Source organism: Streptomyces sp. BF23-19 (assembly GCF_041106355.1).
GTDB classification, from domain to species: Bacteria; Actinomycetota; Actinomycetes; order Streptomycetales; family Streptomycetaceae; genus Streptomyces; species Streptomyces virginiae_A.
Genome location: NZ_JBGBPT010000116.1, coordinates 1 through 14,429, shown reverse-complemented (window position 1 = coordinate 14,429; position 14,429 = coordinate 1). Strand labels below are relative to the sequence as shown.

General features: G+C 68.5%; 12 protein-coding genes and 1 riboswitch. Of the genes, 10 read left to right on the top strand and 2 right to left on the bottom strand.

From position 1 onward, the window contains the following. Positions 1 to 126 precede the first annotated feature (126 nt). Complete coding sequence (locus AB8A24_RS39295) at positions 127 to 1,506, bottom strand: aminotransferase class V-fold PLP-dependent enzyme (protein WP_328963650.1); 1,380 nt, start codon at positions 1,504 to 1,506, stop codon at positions 127 to 129. Positions 1,507 to 1,788: 282 nt separating this feature from the next. Between AB8A24_RS39295 and coxB the strand changes: the two genes are divergently transcribed. The 4 genes from coxB (at position 1,789) to AB8A24_RS39275 (ending at position 6,258) form a co-directional block, all read left to right on the top strand. After that, positions 1,789 to 2,763: a cytochrome c oxidase subunit II gene (gene coxB, locus AB8A24_RS39290; protein ID WP_328963651.1), complete on the top strand. Its 975-nt coding sequence runs from the start codon at positions 1,789 to 1,791 to the stop codon at positions 2,761 to 2,763. Continuing rightward, complete coding sequence (ctaD, locus tag AB8A24_RS39285; RefSeq protein ID WP_328963652.1) at positions 2,760 to 4,490, top strand: cytochrome c oxidase subunit I; 1,731 nt, start codon at positions 2,760 to 2,762, stop codon at positions 4,488 to 4,490. Before coxB ends, ctaD begins: the two co-directional genes overlap by 4 nt. Then, the gene (locus tag AB8A24_RS39280; RefSeq protein WP_030731135.1) at positions 4,487 to 4,885 is read left to right on the top strand and encodes a cytochrome c oxidase subunit 4; all 399 of its coding nucleotides are present in this window, start codon (positions 4,487 to 4,489) and stop codon (positions 4,883 to 4,885) included. The genes ctaD and AB8A24_RS39280 overlap by 4 nt, the downstream gene beginning before the upstream one ends. 125 nt (positions 4,886 to 5,010) lie before the next feature. Beyond that, entirely contained in the window at positions 5,011 to 6,258 is a 1,248-nt protein-coding gene (locus AB8A24_RS39275; RefSeq protein WP_328963653.1) for an Ig-like domain-containing protein, read from the top strand. 107 nt (positions 6,259 to 6,365) lie between these two features. Here the strand turns inward: AB8A24_RS39275 and AB8A24_RS39270 are convergent, their stop codons facing one another. Further along, positions 6,366 to 6,767: a hypothetical protein gene (locus tag AB8A24_RS39270; protein WP_328963654.1), complete on the bottom strand. Its 402-nt coding sequence runs from the start codon at positions 6,765 to 6,767 to the stop codon at positions 6,366 to 6,368. A 199-nt stretch (positions 6,768 to 6,966) separates the two neighbouring features. On the opposite strand from AB8A24_RS39270, the gene AB8A24_RS39265 reads away from it, so the two are divergent. From AB8A24_RS39265 to AB8A24_RS39240, 6 genes are all read left to right on the top strand, one after another. After that, on the top strand, positions 6,967 to 7,587 hold the full coding sequence (locus tag AB8A24_RS39265) for a heme-copper oxidase subunit III (RefSeq protein WP_266390758.1): 621 nt from the start codon (positions 6,967 to 6,969) through the stop codon (positions 7,585 to 7,587). Between the two features lie 76 nt (positions 7,588 to 7,663). Continuing rightward, positions 7,664 to 8,473, top strand: coding sequence for a c-type cytochrome (locus AB8A24_RS39260; protein WP_266390755.1), 810 nt, complete (start codon positions 7,664 to 7,666; stop codon positions 8,471 to 8,473). Continuing rightward, the gene (locus tag AB8A24_RS39255) at positions 8,470 to 9,528 is read left to right on the top strand and encodes a Rieske 2Fe-2S domain-containing protein (RefSeq protein ID WP_328963655.1); all 1,059 of its coding nucleotides are present in this window, start codon (positions 8,470 to 8,472) and stop codon (positions 9,526 to 9,528) included. The genes AB8A24_RS39260 and AB8A24_RS39255 overlap by 4 nt, the downstream gene beginning before the upstream one ends. After that, on the top strand, positions 9,525 to 11,150 hold the full coding sequence (locus AB8A24_RS39250; protein WP_266390749.1) for a ubiquinol-cytochrome c reductase cytochrome b subunit: 1,626 nt from the start codon (positions 9,525 to 9,527) through the stop codon (positions 11,148 to 11,150). Before AB8A24_RS39255 ends, AB8A24_RS39250 begins: the two co-directional genes overlap by 4 nt. Before the next feature lie 178 nt (positions 11,151 to 11,328). Then, positions 11,329 to 12,393, top strand: coding sequence for an anthranilate phosphoribosyltransferase (trpD, locus tag AB8A24_RS39245; protein ID WP_033221864.1), 1,065 nt, complete (start codon positions 11,329 to 11,331; stop codon positions 12,391 to 12,393). Positions 12,394 to 12,484: 91 nt separating this feature from the next. Then, a riboswitch (SAM riboswitch) is annotated at positions 12,485 to 12,601 on the top strand. A 222-nt stretch (positions 12,602 to 12,823) separates the two neighbouring features. After that, positions 12,824 to 14,212 carry an aminotransferase class V-fold PLP-dependent enzyme gene (locus AB8A24_RS39240; protein ID WP_328963656.1) on the top strand — a complete coding sequence of 463 codons (1,389 nt, stop codon included), beginning with the start codon at positions 12,824 to 12,826 and terminating at the stop codon, positions 14,210 to 14,212. The last annotated feature ends 217 nt before the right edge of the window (positions 14,213 to 14,429 follow it).

The following is a 14,429-nucleotide window of genomic DNA, read 5'->3' as shown; positions in this document are numbered from 1 at the left end:
GGGGCCGGGCGGAGCCGGTTTTCCTGGGGCTCCGCCCCAAACCCCGCGCCCCAAACGCCGGCGAGGCTGGATCTGCCCGGCCGAGGCGGGAACGTGCCGGGCGCAGCCGGATGGGTGCGGGCCGGGTCAGACGGCTCGGCGGACCGTGTAGGCGGAGCCGACCTCGCGGGGGGTCTCGCCCACATACGTGTGGCCCCGCATCGCGCACCATGCCGGGATGTCCAGCCGGGCCACCTCGTCGTCGGAGACGACCGTGACGGTGCCGCCCACCGGGACCGTCACGATGGCCCGGGCCAGCTCGATCACCGGCTGCGGGCACCGCAGCCCCAGCGCGTCGAGCTCCAGCGAGTCCGCCACCGGCGCCACCGCCGGGGGCTCCGACACGCCGAGCCGTTCCCGTACGTCCGCCACCGCGCGCGGCAGTACCTCCAGGAACGCGTTGACCTCCTCCGCCGGGGTCCCCGGCGGCAGGGACACCCGTACGTTCCCCTCCGACAGCACGCCCATCGCCCGCAGCACGTGACTGGGGGTCAGCGTGGAGCTCGTGCACGAGGAGCCCGAGGAGACCGAGAAGCCGGCCCGGTCCAGCTCGTGCAGCAGCGTCTCCCCGTCGACGTACAGACAGGAGAAGGTGACCAGGTGCGGCAGCCGCCGCTCCGGATCGCCCACCACCTCCACGTCCGGGACCAGCCGCACCACCCGCCGCCGGATACGGTCCACCAGGACCCGCAGCCGGGCCGCCTCCCCCTCCGCCTCGGCACGTACGGCCCGCAGCGAAGCCGCCGCGGCCACGATCGCGGGCAGGTTCGTGAAACCGGGGGAACGCCCCGACTCCCTCTCGTCCGCAGGGCCTTGGGGAGAGAAGCGCACCCCCTTGCGGACCGCCAGCAGGCCGACCCCGGGCGGGCCGCCCCACTTGTGCGCACTCGCGGCCAGGACGGACCAGGCGCCCTCCACCGGACCCCAGCCCAGCGACTGGGCCGCGTCCACCAGCAGCGGAACCCCGGCCGCCCCGCAGACCTCGGCCACCTCCGCCACCGGCTGCACCGTGCCCACCTCGTGGTTGGCCGACTGGAGGCAGGCGAGGGCGGTCTCGGGGGTGAGTGCGTCCGCGTAGGCGGTGGGCGTCACCGCGCCCCACCGGTCCACCGGGACCTCGGTCACCGTCCCGCCGCGCGCCTCGTGCACCTCGGCCGCGTGCAATACCGAACTGTGTTCGACCGCCGATACGACCAGATGACTTCCGACGCGTCGGCGCCCCGCGAGGACCCCCGCCACCCCTGTGTGAACCGCGTGCGTCCCCGAAGGAGTGAACACGAGCTCGTCGGCCCGGCATCCCACCGCCTCCGCGGCGGCCTCCCGCGCCGCGTCCAGCAACAGCCGGGCGCGCCTGCCCTCCCGGTACAGCCGGGCAGGATCGGCCCAGCCCTCGTCCAGGGCGGCCTGCAACGCCTGTCGGGCCACGGGGTGCAGGGGAGCGGCGGACGCGCTGTCGAAGTACGGCATCCGGTCACGCTATCCCCGGGCCGCAGCGTTCGAGGTCAGGGGGCGTCAGATGTGCCCCGGAGCCCGCCATTCAGGGCCATTCGCGGCGTCCCCCGGACGGCGGATCCATCCCTTCGGGGGCAGTAGCGGCGCGTTGGGCACCCTCCCCGCGCGACCCCAAATAGCGTCCAGTAGGGTTTGGTCCGCATAAACATCCAAACCCCTGCCTGCGTCAGGGCCGGCGACCGACCCGAACACGGCCGCGGCCGGCCGCGCGGGCCGAGACTCTCGGGAAGGCGCTACGTGAGTCCCTACGGCTCCGACCGCTCGCCGCGGCGCCCGATGCGGCGGAAGCTGCTGCAGGCGCTGACTGCGGGCGTGGTCCTGGCGACCGCCACTGGTTGCTCGTATACATGGAAAGACTTCCCCCGCCTCGGAATGCCGACTCCGGTAACCGAGGAGGCGCCGCGCATCCTCTCCCTGTGGCAGGGATCCTGGGCGGCCGCGCTGGTCACGGGCATCCTCGTGTGGGGCCTGATCATCTGGAGCATCATCTTCCACCGGCGCAGCCGGACGAAGATCGAGGTGCCCGCGCAGACCCGGTACAACATGCCCATCGAGGCGCTGTACACCGTGGTCCCGCTCATCATCGTCTCGGTGCTCTTCTACTTCACCGCTCGTGACGAGTCGAAGCTCCTGGCCCTCACCCCGAAGCCGCCGCACACGATCAACGTGATCGGCTTCCAGTGGAGCTGGGGCTTCAACTACGTCGAGAACGTCGACGGCGACGCGGCCACCCCGAAGGCGGGCGCGGTCCCCAAGGAGCTCGCCTCCATCCCGGACCGCTTCACCAAGGACTTCCCGGCGGGCGCCGAGGGCGTCTACCAGAAGGGTGTCCCGGGCGACCGGAACCCCCAGACGGGCAACCCGGGTCCGACCCTGGTCCTCCCCAAGGGTGAGAAGGTCCGTTTCATCCTGTCGTCGAACGACGTGATCCACTCCTTCTGGGTGGTCCCGTTCCTGTTCAAGCAGGACGTCATTCCGGGCCACACCAACGTCTTCGAGGTCACCCCGTCCGAATACGGCACCTTCATGGGCAAGTGTGCCGAGCTCTGCGGCGTCGACCACTCCCGGATGCTCTTCAACGTCAAGGTGGTCTCCCCTGAGGACTACCGGGCGTACCTGAAGGATCTGGCGGAGAAGGGTCAGACCGGCTTCCTCCCGGCCGGTATCCAGCAGAGCGACCCGGCCCGGAATGCGGAAGTGAACAAACTGTGAGCATCCTCAACGAATCCCAGGGTGCCGCCGCCGACTCGTATGAGAACGAGCTGCCGGTACGGCGCAAGCAGCCGGGCAACGTGGTCGTGAAGTGGATGACCACGACCGACCACAAGACCATCGGCACGATGTACCTGGTCACGTCGTTCGTGTTCTTCATCATCGGCGGCGTGCTGGCGCTCTTCATGCGCGCCGAGCTGGCCCGTCCGGGCACGCAGATCATGTCGAACGAGCAGTTCAACCAGGCGTTCACCATGCATGGCACGATCATGCTGCTGATGTTCGCCACCCCGCTCTTCGCGGGCTTCGCCAACTGGATCATGCCGCTGCAGATCGGCGCGCCCGACGTGGCGTTCCCGCGGCTGAACATGTTCGCGTACTGGCTGTACCTCTTCGGCTCGACCATCGCGGTGGCCGGCTTCGTCACGCCGAACGGCGCGGCCGACTTCGGTTGGTTCGCCTACTCCCCGCTGTCGGACGCGGTCCGCTCGCCGGGCATCGGCGCCGACATGTGGATCATGGGTCTGGCCTTCTCCGGCTTCGGCACGATCCTCGGCTCGGTCAACTTCATCACCACGATCATCTGCATGCGCGCTCCCGGCATGACGATGTTCCGCATGCCGATCTTCACCTGGAACGTGCTGCTGACCGGTGTCCTGGTCCTGCTCGCCTTCCCGGTGCTGGCCGCCGCGCTCTTCGCGCTGGAGGCCGACCGCAAGTTCGGTTCGCATGTGTTCGATGCCGCGAACGGCGGCGCCTTGCTATGGCAACACCTCTTCTGGTTCTTCGGGCACCCAGAGGTGTACATCATCGCGCTGCCATTCTTCGGAATCGTCTCCGAGATCATCCCGGTCTTCAGCCGTAAGCCGATGTTCGGCTACATCGGCCTGATCGCCGCGACGATCGCGATCGCCGGCCTCTCCGTGACCGTGTGGGCCCACCACATGTACGTCACCGGCGGTGTGCTGCTTCCGTTCTTCTCCTTCATGACCTTCCTGATCGCGGTACCGACCGGTGTGAAGTTCTTCAACTGGATCGGCACCATGTGGAAGGGCTCGTTGTCCTTCGAGACCCCGATGCTCTGGACGATCGGCTTCCTGGTCACCTTCACCTTCGGTGGCCTGACCGGCGTCATCCTGGCCTCGCCCCCGATGGACTTCCACGTCTCCGACTCGTACTTCGTCGTCGCGCACTTCCACTACGTCGTCTTCGGCACCGTGGTGTTCGCGATGTTCGCCGGCTTCCACTTCTGGTGGCCGAAGTTCACGGGCAAGATGCTGGACGAGCGCCTCGGCAAGATGACGTTCTGGACGCTGTTCATCGGCTTCCACGGCACCTTCCTGGTGCAGCACTGGCTCGGTGCCGAGGGCATGCCGCGTCGTTACGCGGACTACCTCGCCGCCGACGGCTTCACCGCGCTGAACACGATTTCGACGATCAGCTCGTTCGTGCTCGGCCTGTCGATGCTGCCGTTCATGTACAACGTCTGGAAGACGGCCAAGTACGGCAAGAAGGTCGAGGTCGACGACCCGTGGGGTTACGGCCGTTCGCTCGAGTGGGCGACGTCCTGCCCGCCGCCGCGGCACAACTTCCTCACCCTGCCGCGGATCCGTTCCGAGTCCCCGGCGTTCGACCTGCACCACCCTGAGATCGCGGCCCTCGAGCACCTCGAGGACCACAGCGTCGCCGCCAAGGCCGTCACCGGTGGCAAGGAGGCCGACAAGTGAAGATCCAGGGCAAGATGTTCCTCTGGCTCTCCTTCTTCATCCTGATCATGGCCGTCGTGTACGGCGTGTGGTCGAAGGAGCCCGTCGGTACCACCGCGCTCTTCCTGGCCTTCGGCCTGAGCGTCATGATCGGCTACTACCTGGCCTTCACGGCCAAGCGTGTGGACGAGATGGCCCAGGACAACCTGGAGGCCGACGTCGCCGACGAGGCGGGCGAGCTGGGGTTCTTCTCCCCGCACAGCTGGCAGCCGCTCTCGCTGGCGATCGGTGGAGCCTTCGCCTTCCTGGGCGTCGTCTTCGGCTGGTGGCTCATGTACTTCTCCGCTCCGCTGATCCTGATCGGTCTGTGGGGCTGGGTGTACGAGTACTACCGCGGTGAGAACCAGAACCAGTAGCAGCACCGTCGCGGCCGCGCCGCGCAGCACTTGGGGCCCGGGCACCTCCTTCAGGAGGAGCCCGGGCCCCTCGTTTGCAGTCACCCCGCGCGCCGTAATTGTCATATCTTCATAGCGTTGGATCCATGAAGCACTCACCGCGTCTTTGGACGGTACTCAGCTGCTCCCTGCTGGTCGCGTCCCTCGGGGCCGGCGCCACCGCATGCGGGTCCGGCGACAAGAACCCGCTGTCAGCCCGCCCGTACGACGCGGGCGAGCAGGTCGCCTTCAACCAGCGGGCCGGCAATCGCCCCGTGGACCCCGATCGGCCCCTGGAGATCACCGCCAAGAGCGGTGGCGGCCGGATCACCGATGTGCTGGCCGTGGACACCCACGGCCGCCGCCTGGCGGGCGAACTGAGCGCCAAGGGGGACCGCTGGCACAGCACGACCCCGATGGCCTCAGGCGTCCGCTACACGGTCACCGTGAGCACCGAGGACGAGCGGGGCGCCCCCGGGCAGCGCACGCTCACCTTCGACACCACCCCGTCCAAGGGGATCCTGAAGGTCGAATTCGGCCCGGACGAGGGCAAGTACGGCGTCGGGCAGCCCATCACCGCCGAACTCAGCGAGCCCGTCAAGGACAAGGCCGCCCGCGGCATCGTGGAACGGGGCCTCGTCGTCGACGCCCCGCCCGGAGTCGAGGGCGCCTGGCACTGGGTGGACGACAAGAACCTCCACTACCGGCCCAAGGACTACTGGCCCGCCCACTCCGCCGTCTCCGTACGGAGCAACCTGGAGGGCGTCAGGATCACCGACGAGCTCCACGGAGCCGTCGCCAAGCCGCTGAAGCTGGAGATCGGGGACCGGGTCGAGGTCACCACCGACGCCTCCTCGCACTACCTCACGTTCAAGCGCAACGGAGAAGTGATCAACACCATTCCGGTGACCACCGGAAAGCCCGGCTTCTCCACCCGCAACGGCATCAAGGTGGTGCTGGGCAAGCAGTACTTCGTACAGATGCGCGGCGACACCGTCGGCATCGGCGGCAGCGAGTACTACAACCTGCCCGTCTACTACGCCACCCGCGTCACCTGGAGTGGTGAATACGTCCACGCCGCGCCGTGGTCCGTCGGCTCGCAGGGCTACGAGAACGTCAGCCACGGCTGCACGGGCATGAGCACCGGCAACGCCGCCTGGTTCTACGAGAACATCACCGAGGGCGACGTCGTCAAGGTGATCAACAGCATCGGCGACGACATGGACGTCTTCGGCAACGGCTTCGGCGACTGGAACATGGACTGGAAGGACTGGCGCCAGGGCAGCGCCCTGCTCAAGGGCACCCAGGAAGGCCGCAGTCCGGTCGACCAGGCCCGCCTGCGCCCCACCGTCTAGGTGCTCCGCGGCCCGGCCTCTCCCCCCGACGCCGTCCGGGGGGAGATTCCCGGCCTCATTCACCCGTAAGGCCCCCTGTGGGGCGCGTGGGGCCCCGTAGGACGGGATCAGGCGTCCAGGGACAGACGGGTCCTCAGAAGGCCCGCCAGGGTGTCCGCGAACTGCACCGGGTCCACCGGAAGGGTCACGGCCGCGTCCGCGCGGCTCCACGTGGCCAGCCAGGCGTCCTGCGGGCGCCCCATCAGCAGCAGCACCGGCGGACACCGGAAGATCTCGTCCTTGATCTGCCGGCACACACCCATGCCCCCGGCCGGTACCGCCTCGCCGTCCAGCACGCACGCGTCGATGCCGCCCGCGTCCAGCGCCGTCAGGACCGCCGGAAGCGTCGCGCACTCCAGGAACTCCACCGGCGGCAGGTCCGCGGCGGGCCTGCGTCCTGCCGCCAGCCGCACCTGCTCCCGGGTGCCCGCGTCGTCGCTGTAGACCAGAACCCGCGCAGTCGCCCGCATTTCGTTCCTCCACGTGGCCGTGAATCACGTTGATGTTGCGCGGGATGCTACTCCTCCCGGTGCATCGTCAACATCGGTTCGAACATGTCGCAGGTGACCGCGCGCAGGGCTCATCTGATGGGCCGTTCGGGCCTTGCACACGCCCCTGACACTCCGAACGGCACCCCCCGGGGTGAGGGCGGGATAAGCGACCGACATAATGTCGGTCGTGGCGACAGCAACGACAGTAGATACCGGGCACGCGCACCCGACGGTCAACCGGCCGAACCTCGTCAGCGTCGGAACCATCATCTGGTTGAGTTCCGAGCTGATGTTCTTCGCGGCCCTCTTCGCGATGTACTTCACCCTGCGATCCGTGATGGGTCCCGAGTTCTGGACGAAACAGGCCGAAGCCCTGAATCTTCCCTTCTCGGCGACGAACACCACGATCCTGGTGCTTTCCTCGCTCACCTGCCAGCTCGGCGTATTCGCCGCCGAGCGCGGTGACGTGAAGAAGCTCCGGACGTGGTTCATCATCACGTTCGTCATGGGTGCGATCTTCATTGGCGGCCAGGTGTTCGAGTACACCGAGCTGGTCAAGCATGAGGGCCTGTCCCTCTCGTCGGACCCTTACGGCTCGGTGTTCTACCTGACCACCGGCTTCCACGGTCTGCACGTGACGGGCGGTCTCATCGCCTTCCTGCTGGTCCTCGGCCGGACGTACGCGGCCAAGAGGTTCACCCACGAACAGGCCACGTCGGCCATCGTCGTGTCCTACTACTGGCACTTCGTCGACGTCGTCTGGATCGGCCTCTTCGCGACGATCTACCTGATCAAGTAGCGAACACGTCACCGGGCAAGACCCGGCACTCCATCCAGACACACCGACGCAGAAGATCCTGACACCGGGGTAATCCGTGAAAAAGCTCTCCGCACGACGACGCCATCCGCTGGCGGCGGTCGTCGTTCTACTCCTCGCGCTGGCGGCCACTGGGGGGCTGTACGCCGCCTTCGCCCCCGCGGGCAAGGCGCAGGCCGATGAAACCGCCCAGTCCCTCGCCATCGAGGAGGGCAAGAAGCTCTACGCCGTGGGTTGCGCAAGCTGCCACGGAACCGGCGGTCAGGGTTCCTCTGACGGCCCGAGCCTGGTCGGCGTCGGCTCCGCGGCCGTCGACTTCCAGGTGAGCACGGGCCGCATGCCCGCCCAGCAGCCCGGCGCCCAGGTGCCGAAGAAGCCCGTCATCTACGACCAGGCGCAGATCGACCAGCTGGCCGCGTACATCGCGTCGCTCGGCGCCGGTCCGATCACGCCGACCGAGAAGCAGTACGACCCGGCGGGTGCCGACATCGCCAACGGTGGTGAGCTCTTCCGCAACAACTGCGCGCAGTGCCACAACTTCACCGGCGAAGGCGGCGCGCTGACGAACGGCAAGTACGCCCCCAACCTTGAGGGTGTCTCGCCGAAGCACATCTACGAGGCCATGCAGACCGGCCCGCAGAACATGCCCTCCTTCCCCGACAGCACCATGCCGGAGAAGCAGAAGAAGGACATCATCGCGTACCTCGAGAACGTCAACGGCGAGAAGTCGACCAGCCCCGGTGGCCTGAAGCTCGGTGGCCTCGGCCCCGTCTCCGAGGGTCTGTTCGGCTGGATCTTCGCCCTGGGTGCGCTGATCGCTGTCGCCGTCTGGGTCGCGGCCCACACCGCTAAGGCCAAGAAGTCATGAGTAACCAAGAGATTCCCGAAGAGAAGCACCTGCCGAGCGAGCAGGGAGACGCCCACCACGGTGGCGTCGCGGTCGCGGACGACCCGTTCGCCGACCCGGGCCTGCCGGTCCACAAGCCCCGCATCCAGGACATCGACGAGCGGGCGGCCAAGCGCTCCGAGCGCACCGTCGCGATGCTCTTCACGCTGTCGATGCTGGCGACGATCGGCTTCATCGCGTCCTACGTGATCTTCCCGGTCGACAAGATCGTCTACATCTTCCCCATCGGGAAGGTCAGCGCGCTCAACTTCTCCCTGGGCATGACCCTGGGCGTGGCCCTCTTCTGCATCGGCGCGGGCGCCGTCCACTGGGCCCGCACCCTGATGTCCGACGTCGAGGTCGCCGCCGAGCGCCACGAGATCGCCGCCCCGCCGGAGGTCAAGGCGCAGGTCCTGCAGGACTTCGCCGACGGCGCGAGCGAGTCCGGCATCGGCCGCCGGCCCCTGATCCGCAACACGCTGCTCGGTGCGATGGCCATGGTGCCGCTCGCCGGCGTCATGCTGCTGCGCGACCTGGGCCCGCTGCCCGAGGAGAAGCTGCGCAAGACCCTGTGGGCCAAGGGCAAGCTGCTCATCAACGACAACACGAACGAGCCGCTGCGTCCCGAGGACGTGCTCGTCGGGTCGCTGACCTTCGCCAGGCCGGAAGGCCTGGAGGAGGAGCAGCACGACTTCCAGGTCCAGATCGCCAAGGCCGCCCTGATGATCGTCCGTATCCAGCCGGACGACATCAAGGACAAGAAGGAACTTGAGTGGTCCCACGACGGGATCGTGGCCTACTCCAAGATCTGCACCCACGTCGGCTGCCCGATCAGCCTGTACGAGCAGCAGACGCACCACGTGCTCTGCCCGTGCCACCAGTCCACCTTCGACCTCTCCGACGGCGCCCGTGTCATCTTCGGCCCGGCCGGTCACGCGCTTCCGCAGCTGCGGATCGGCGTGAATGACGAAGGCTTCCTCGAAGCGCTTGGCGACTTCGAAGTGCCCGTCGGTCCTGCATTCTGGGAGCGCGGATGAGCACCAGCGACAACAACGAGCGCAAAGCGCCGGCCGGCGAGCGAGTAGCGGACTGGGCGGACGGCCGCCTGGGCATCTACGGCCTGGCCAAGGCCAACATGCGCAAGATCTTCCCGGACCACTGGTCCTTCATGCTCGGTGAGATCTGCCTCTACAGCTTCATCATCATCATCCTCACGGGTGTGTACCTGACGCTGTTCTTCCACCCGAGCATGAACGAGGTCGTGTACCACGGCTCGTACGTGCCGATGCAGGGCGTCATGATGTCCGAGGCCTTCGCCTCGACGCTGGACATCAGCTTCGACGTCCGCGGTGGCCTGCTGATCCGTCAGATCCACCACTGGGCGGCGCTGATCTTCGTCGCGGCGATGGTCGTGCACATGATGCGCGTCTTCTTCACCGGCGCGTTCCGCAAGCCGCGTGAGGTCAACTGGATCTTCGGCTTCCTGCTGCTGGTCCTCGGCATGTTCACCGGCTTCACCGGTTACTCGCTGCCGGACGACCTGCTCTCGGGTACCGGTGTCCGCTTCATGCAGGGCGCCATCCTGTCCGTCCCGGTCGTCGGCACGTACCTGTCGATGTTCCTGTTCGGCGGAGAGTTCCCGGGCGGCGACTTCGTCGCGCGGTTCTACTCGGTGCACATCCTGCTGCTGCCCGGCATCATGATGGGCCTGCTCGTGGCCCACCTGATCCTGGTCTTCTACCACAAGCACACCCAGTTCGCGGGTCCCGGCAAGACGAACAACAACGTCGTCGGCATGCCGCTGCTGCCGGTCTACATGGCCAAGGCCGGAGGCTTCTTCTTCCTGGTCTTCGGTGTCATCGCGGCCGTCGCGGCCATCGCCACGATCAACCCGATCTGGGCGCTCGGCCCGTACCGCCCGGACCACGTGTCCACCGGTGCGCAGCCCGACTGGTACATGGGTATGCCCGAAGGCCTGATCCGTGCCATGCCCGGCTGGGAGATCAACCTGTGGGGCCACACGCTCGTCCTGGGCGTGTTCATCCCGCTGCTGCTCTTCCCGCTGGTCCTCGGCGCGATCGCCGTCTGGCCGTTCATCGAGTCCTGGGTCACCGGGGACAAGCGCGAGCACCACATCCTGGACCGCCCGCGCAACGTCCCGACCCGCACCGCCTTCGGTGTCGCCTGGATCGCGGAGTACATCGTGCTCCTCATCGGCGGCGGCAACGACATGTTCGCCCAGTACTTCCACCTGTCGATCAACTCGATCACGTGGTTCGTCCGGATCGGCTTCTTCGTCGTCCCGGTGCTGGCGTTCATCGTCACCAAGCGGATCTGCCTCGGTCTGCAGCGTCGTGACCACGACAAGGTGCTGCACGGTCGCGAGACCGGCATCATCAAGCGCCTGCCGCACGGTGAGTTCGTCGAGATCCACGAGCCGCTCCCGCAGGGCAAGCTGCACACCCTCACCGCGCACGAGCAGTACAAGCCGGTCGAGATCGGCCCGACGGTCGACGAGAACGGTGTCGAGCGCAAGGTGAAGGCCGCCGAGAAGCTGCGCGCGAAGCTCAGCCAGGGCTTCTACGGCGAGAACAACCAGATTCCGAAGCCCACGGTGGAGGAATACAAGGAGATCCAGTCCGGCCACGGCCACCACTGATCCCCGTATGAACGCATGAGGGATTGATTTCGGTCAGTCCTGGTGTCGCCACGGCGAGAGCCCCGTCCAGTGTCTGGACGGGGCTCTTTGCCGTAACCGGGGCTGGATAGGCTGAACCCTGACCGATCAGACGTGGCGCCAGAACATGAGGACGGCCCACCGACAGCAGGAGCGGACCATGAACGTTGCGACCCCGGCAGGCGGCGACAGCGTGGCGGCCCGTGGCTGGCCGGGCGTTCTCGACGCTCTGCTGACCGGCCAGGACCTGACCGCCGAGGACACCGCCTGGGCCATGGACCGGATCATGCGCGGAGAAGCCACCGACGCCCAGATCGCCGGCTTCATGGTCGCGCTGCGGGCCAAGGGGGAGACGGTCGAGGAGATCAACGGCCTCGTACGGGCCATGTACGCGCACGCCAACCTGATCGAGGTACCCGGCCGCACGGTGGACATCGTCGGCACCGGCGGCGACGGGGCCAAAACGGTGAACATCTCCACGATGTCGGCGATCGTGGTGGCCGGTACCGGCGCCAAGGTCGTCAAGCACGGAAACCGGGCCGCGTCCTCCGCGAGCGGCTCCTCGGACGTCCTGGAGAAGCTCGGCGTCAACCTCGACCTCGGCACGGCGCGCGTCGCGGAGGTCGCCGAGGAAGCGGGCATCACCTTCTGCTTCGCGGTGAAGTTCCACCCGGCCCTGCGGCACGTCGCGGCGGCCCGCAAGGAGCTCGGCATCCGCACCACCTTCAACGTCCTCGGCCCGCTGACCAACCCGGCCCGGGTGCGCGCCCAGGCATCGGGCGTGGCCGACCCCCGGATGGCCCCGATCGTGGCGGGCGTGCTCGCCTCACGGGGCTCCTCCGCGCTGGTCTTCCGCGGCGACGACGGCCTGGACGAACTGAGCACGACGTCGACCTCGCGCGTCTGGTGGGTCCGCGACGGCAAGGTCTCCGAGCAGGCCTTCGACCCCCGTGACGTGGGCATCCCCCTGGTCGGCGTCTCCGCGCTGGCCGGCGGGGACCCCTCGTACAACGCGGACGTGGCCCGCCGCCTCCTGGCCGGCGAGACCGGCCCGGTCCGCGACGCCGTGCTGCTGAACTCGGCGGCCGCCCTGGTGGCCCTCGACCCCGGTCCGGGCAGCCTGGAGGAACAGCTCACCGCCGGCATCGCCCGTGCGGCGGAGTCCATCGACTCGGGTGCGGCGCGGGCCGCCCTGGAGCGCTGGGTGACCGCCAGCAACGCGTAGCGGTACGAGAACGGCGTGAAAGCTACGACCCCGGTCCGCCATTCGGACCGGGGTCTTGCCTTCGGGCGATCTTGTGGCAGGATGCTGAACAGGTCACGAGTGACAGCGTTTAGGCCCCGGCTTGCTGTCCGGCAACCCTCCTTCCGTGGCGGGGTGCCCCGGGTGATGACCAGGTCGTAGGCAGCAAGGCCTACGGCAAGCGCGGATCCCTCGACACCAGGGGTCCTGGTCTTCTCGAGGAGCTTTTTCCGTGAGCAAGCGAATGCGATAGGGCGACTCCGCCCCTACTTCACCCTCGGATCAGGGTCACTTCCGTGTACCCCCGCCCAGCGCGGTCCGAGGACCCTCCCGTACCCCGGACGGCCGCAGCGCCGTACCCGCGTACGGGCACACCGAAGCCATTCAGCCCTGCCTGCCGGGAGATACCGCCATGTCCGCATCCCTGAACGCCGCCGTCGCCACCACCACCGCCGTCACCGTCGACCCCGCCTGTGCCGAGCCGCTCGCCGTCCTCGGCCGGGACGTCACCGTCCCCCTCGTCACCGGCGGCGAGGTCACCTACGCGGCCCTCGACTACGCGGCCAGCGCCCCCGCCCTGCAGCGCGTCTGGGACGACGTGGCCGCGTACGCCCCCTACTACGGCAGCGTGCACCGCGGCGCCGGATACCTCTCGCAGCTCTCCACCGACCTCTTCGAGCAGAGCCGGGTCACCGTCGCCGAGTTCCTCGACTGCCGCCCCACCGACCAGGTCGTCTTCACCCGCTCCACGACCGACTCGCTGAACCTGCTCGCCGCCGTACTCCCCGCCGACTGCCAGGTGTTCGTCTTCGAGACCGAGCACCACGCCTCCCTGCTGCCGTGGGTCGACGCGCGGGTCACCTACCTCAACGCCCCGCGCACCCCGGCCGAAGCCGTCGCCACCCTGGAGCGGGCCCTCGCCGACCGCGACCCCTACGGTCCGGCCCTGGTCTGCGTCACCGGCGCCTCCAACGTCACCGGCGAGCTGTGGCCCGTCAAGGAACTCGCCGCCGCCGCGCACGCCCACGGCGCCCGCATCGTCCTGGACGCCGCCCAACTGGCCCCGCACCACCCCGTTTCCGTGCAGGACCTGGACGTCGACTGGGTCGCCTTCTCCGGACACAAGCTGTACGCGCCCTTCGGCTCGGGCGTACTCGCGGGCCGCGCCGACTGGCTCCAGGACGCCCAGCCCTACCTCGCGGGCGGCGGCGCCTCCCGCAAGGTGGCCCGGCGCGAGGACGGCGGCGTGGACGTCGAGTGGCACACCACGGCCGCCCGCCACGAGGCCGGTTCCCCGAACGTCATCGGCGTCTACTCCATCGCCTCGGCCTGCAAGGCCCTGACCGAGGCCGGCTTCGAGAACCTCGTCGCCCGCGAGCAGCAGCTCATCGCGAAGGTCCGGTCGGGCCTGGCGGAGGTTCCGGCGGTCCGGATCCTCTCCCTCTTCGGGGACGACGCCCCGCGGGTCGGCGTCATCTCCTTCGTGGTGGACGGCTGGAACAGCTCCCACTTCGCGGCCGCGCTGTCCGCCGAGTACGGGATCGGCGTCCGCGACGGCCTGTTCTGCGCCCACCCGCTGGTCCGCACCCTGCTGGGCAGCGAGCCGCAGGCCCAGGGCGAATGCGGAGCCCCCGAGGCGGCACCGGGGGAGCGCTCCCTGAACGCGATCCGCGTCAGCTTCGGCGCCGGCACCCCGGACGAGCACGTCGACCGCTTCGTCGGCGCCGTGAAGGAACTGGTCACCTCCGGAGCCAAGTGGCAGTACCGCACGGAGGAAGGCCGCTGCGTTCCCGCCGTGTGACCTGCGGTCCGCTCGGTGGTGTGGGGTGCGGCTTCGCCCTTGCCGGGCGGGGCGCCTCAATCGCCGGCGGGGCCGGGTGCCCTGCGGGCGGCTCGGCGGTTCACGGCTCGGTGGTGCGGATCGTTCATGCCGAGGTGGGTCGCCTCAATCGCCGGCGGGGCTGGGTGGTGTGGGTGGTGCGGGGCCCCGCACGAGGGTCTCCTCGGCTCGGCGCGTG

Bases quoted from the DNA above. Each gene is read 5' to 3' on its own strand.
- AB8A24_RS39295 (WP_328963650.1), bottom strand. From the start codon at position 1,506: ATGCCGTACTTCGACAGCGCGTCCGCCGCTCCCCTGCACCCCGTGGCC.
- AB8A24_RS39240 (WP_328963656.1), top strand. From the start codon at position 12,824: ATGTCCGCATCCCTGAACGCCGCCGTCGCCACCACCACCGCCGTCACC.
- AB8A24_RS39270 (WP_328963654.1), bottom strand. From the start codon at position 6,767: ATGCGGGCGACTGCGCGGGTTCTGGTCTACAGCGACGACGCGGGCACC.
- trpD (WP_033221864.1), top strand. From the start codon at position 11,329: ATGAACGTTGCGACCCCGGCAGGCGGCGACAGCGTGGCGGCCCGTGGC.
- AB8A24_RS39275 (WP_328963653.1), top strand. From the start codon at position 5,011: ATGAAGCACTCACCGCGTCTTTGGACGGTACTCAGCTGCTCCCTGCTG.
- AB8A24_RS39255 (WP_328963655.1), top strand. From the start codon at position 8,470: ATGAGTAACCAAGAGATTCCCGAAGAGAAGCACCTGCCGAGCGAGCAG.
- AB8A24_RS39265 (WP_266390758.1), top strand. From the start codon at position 6,967: ATGTCGGTCGTGGCGACAGCAACGACAGTAGATACCGGGCACGCGCAC.
- AB8A24_RS39250 (WP_266390749.1), top strand. From the start codon at position 9,525: ATGAGCACCAGCGACAACAACGAGCGCAAAGCGCCGGCCGGCGAGCGA.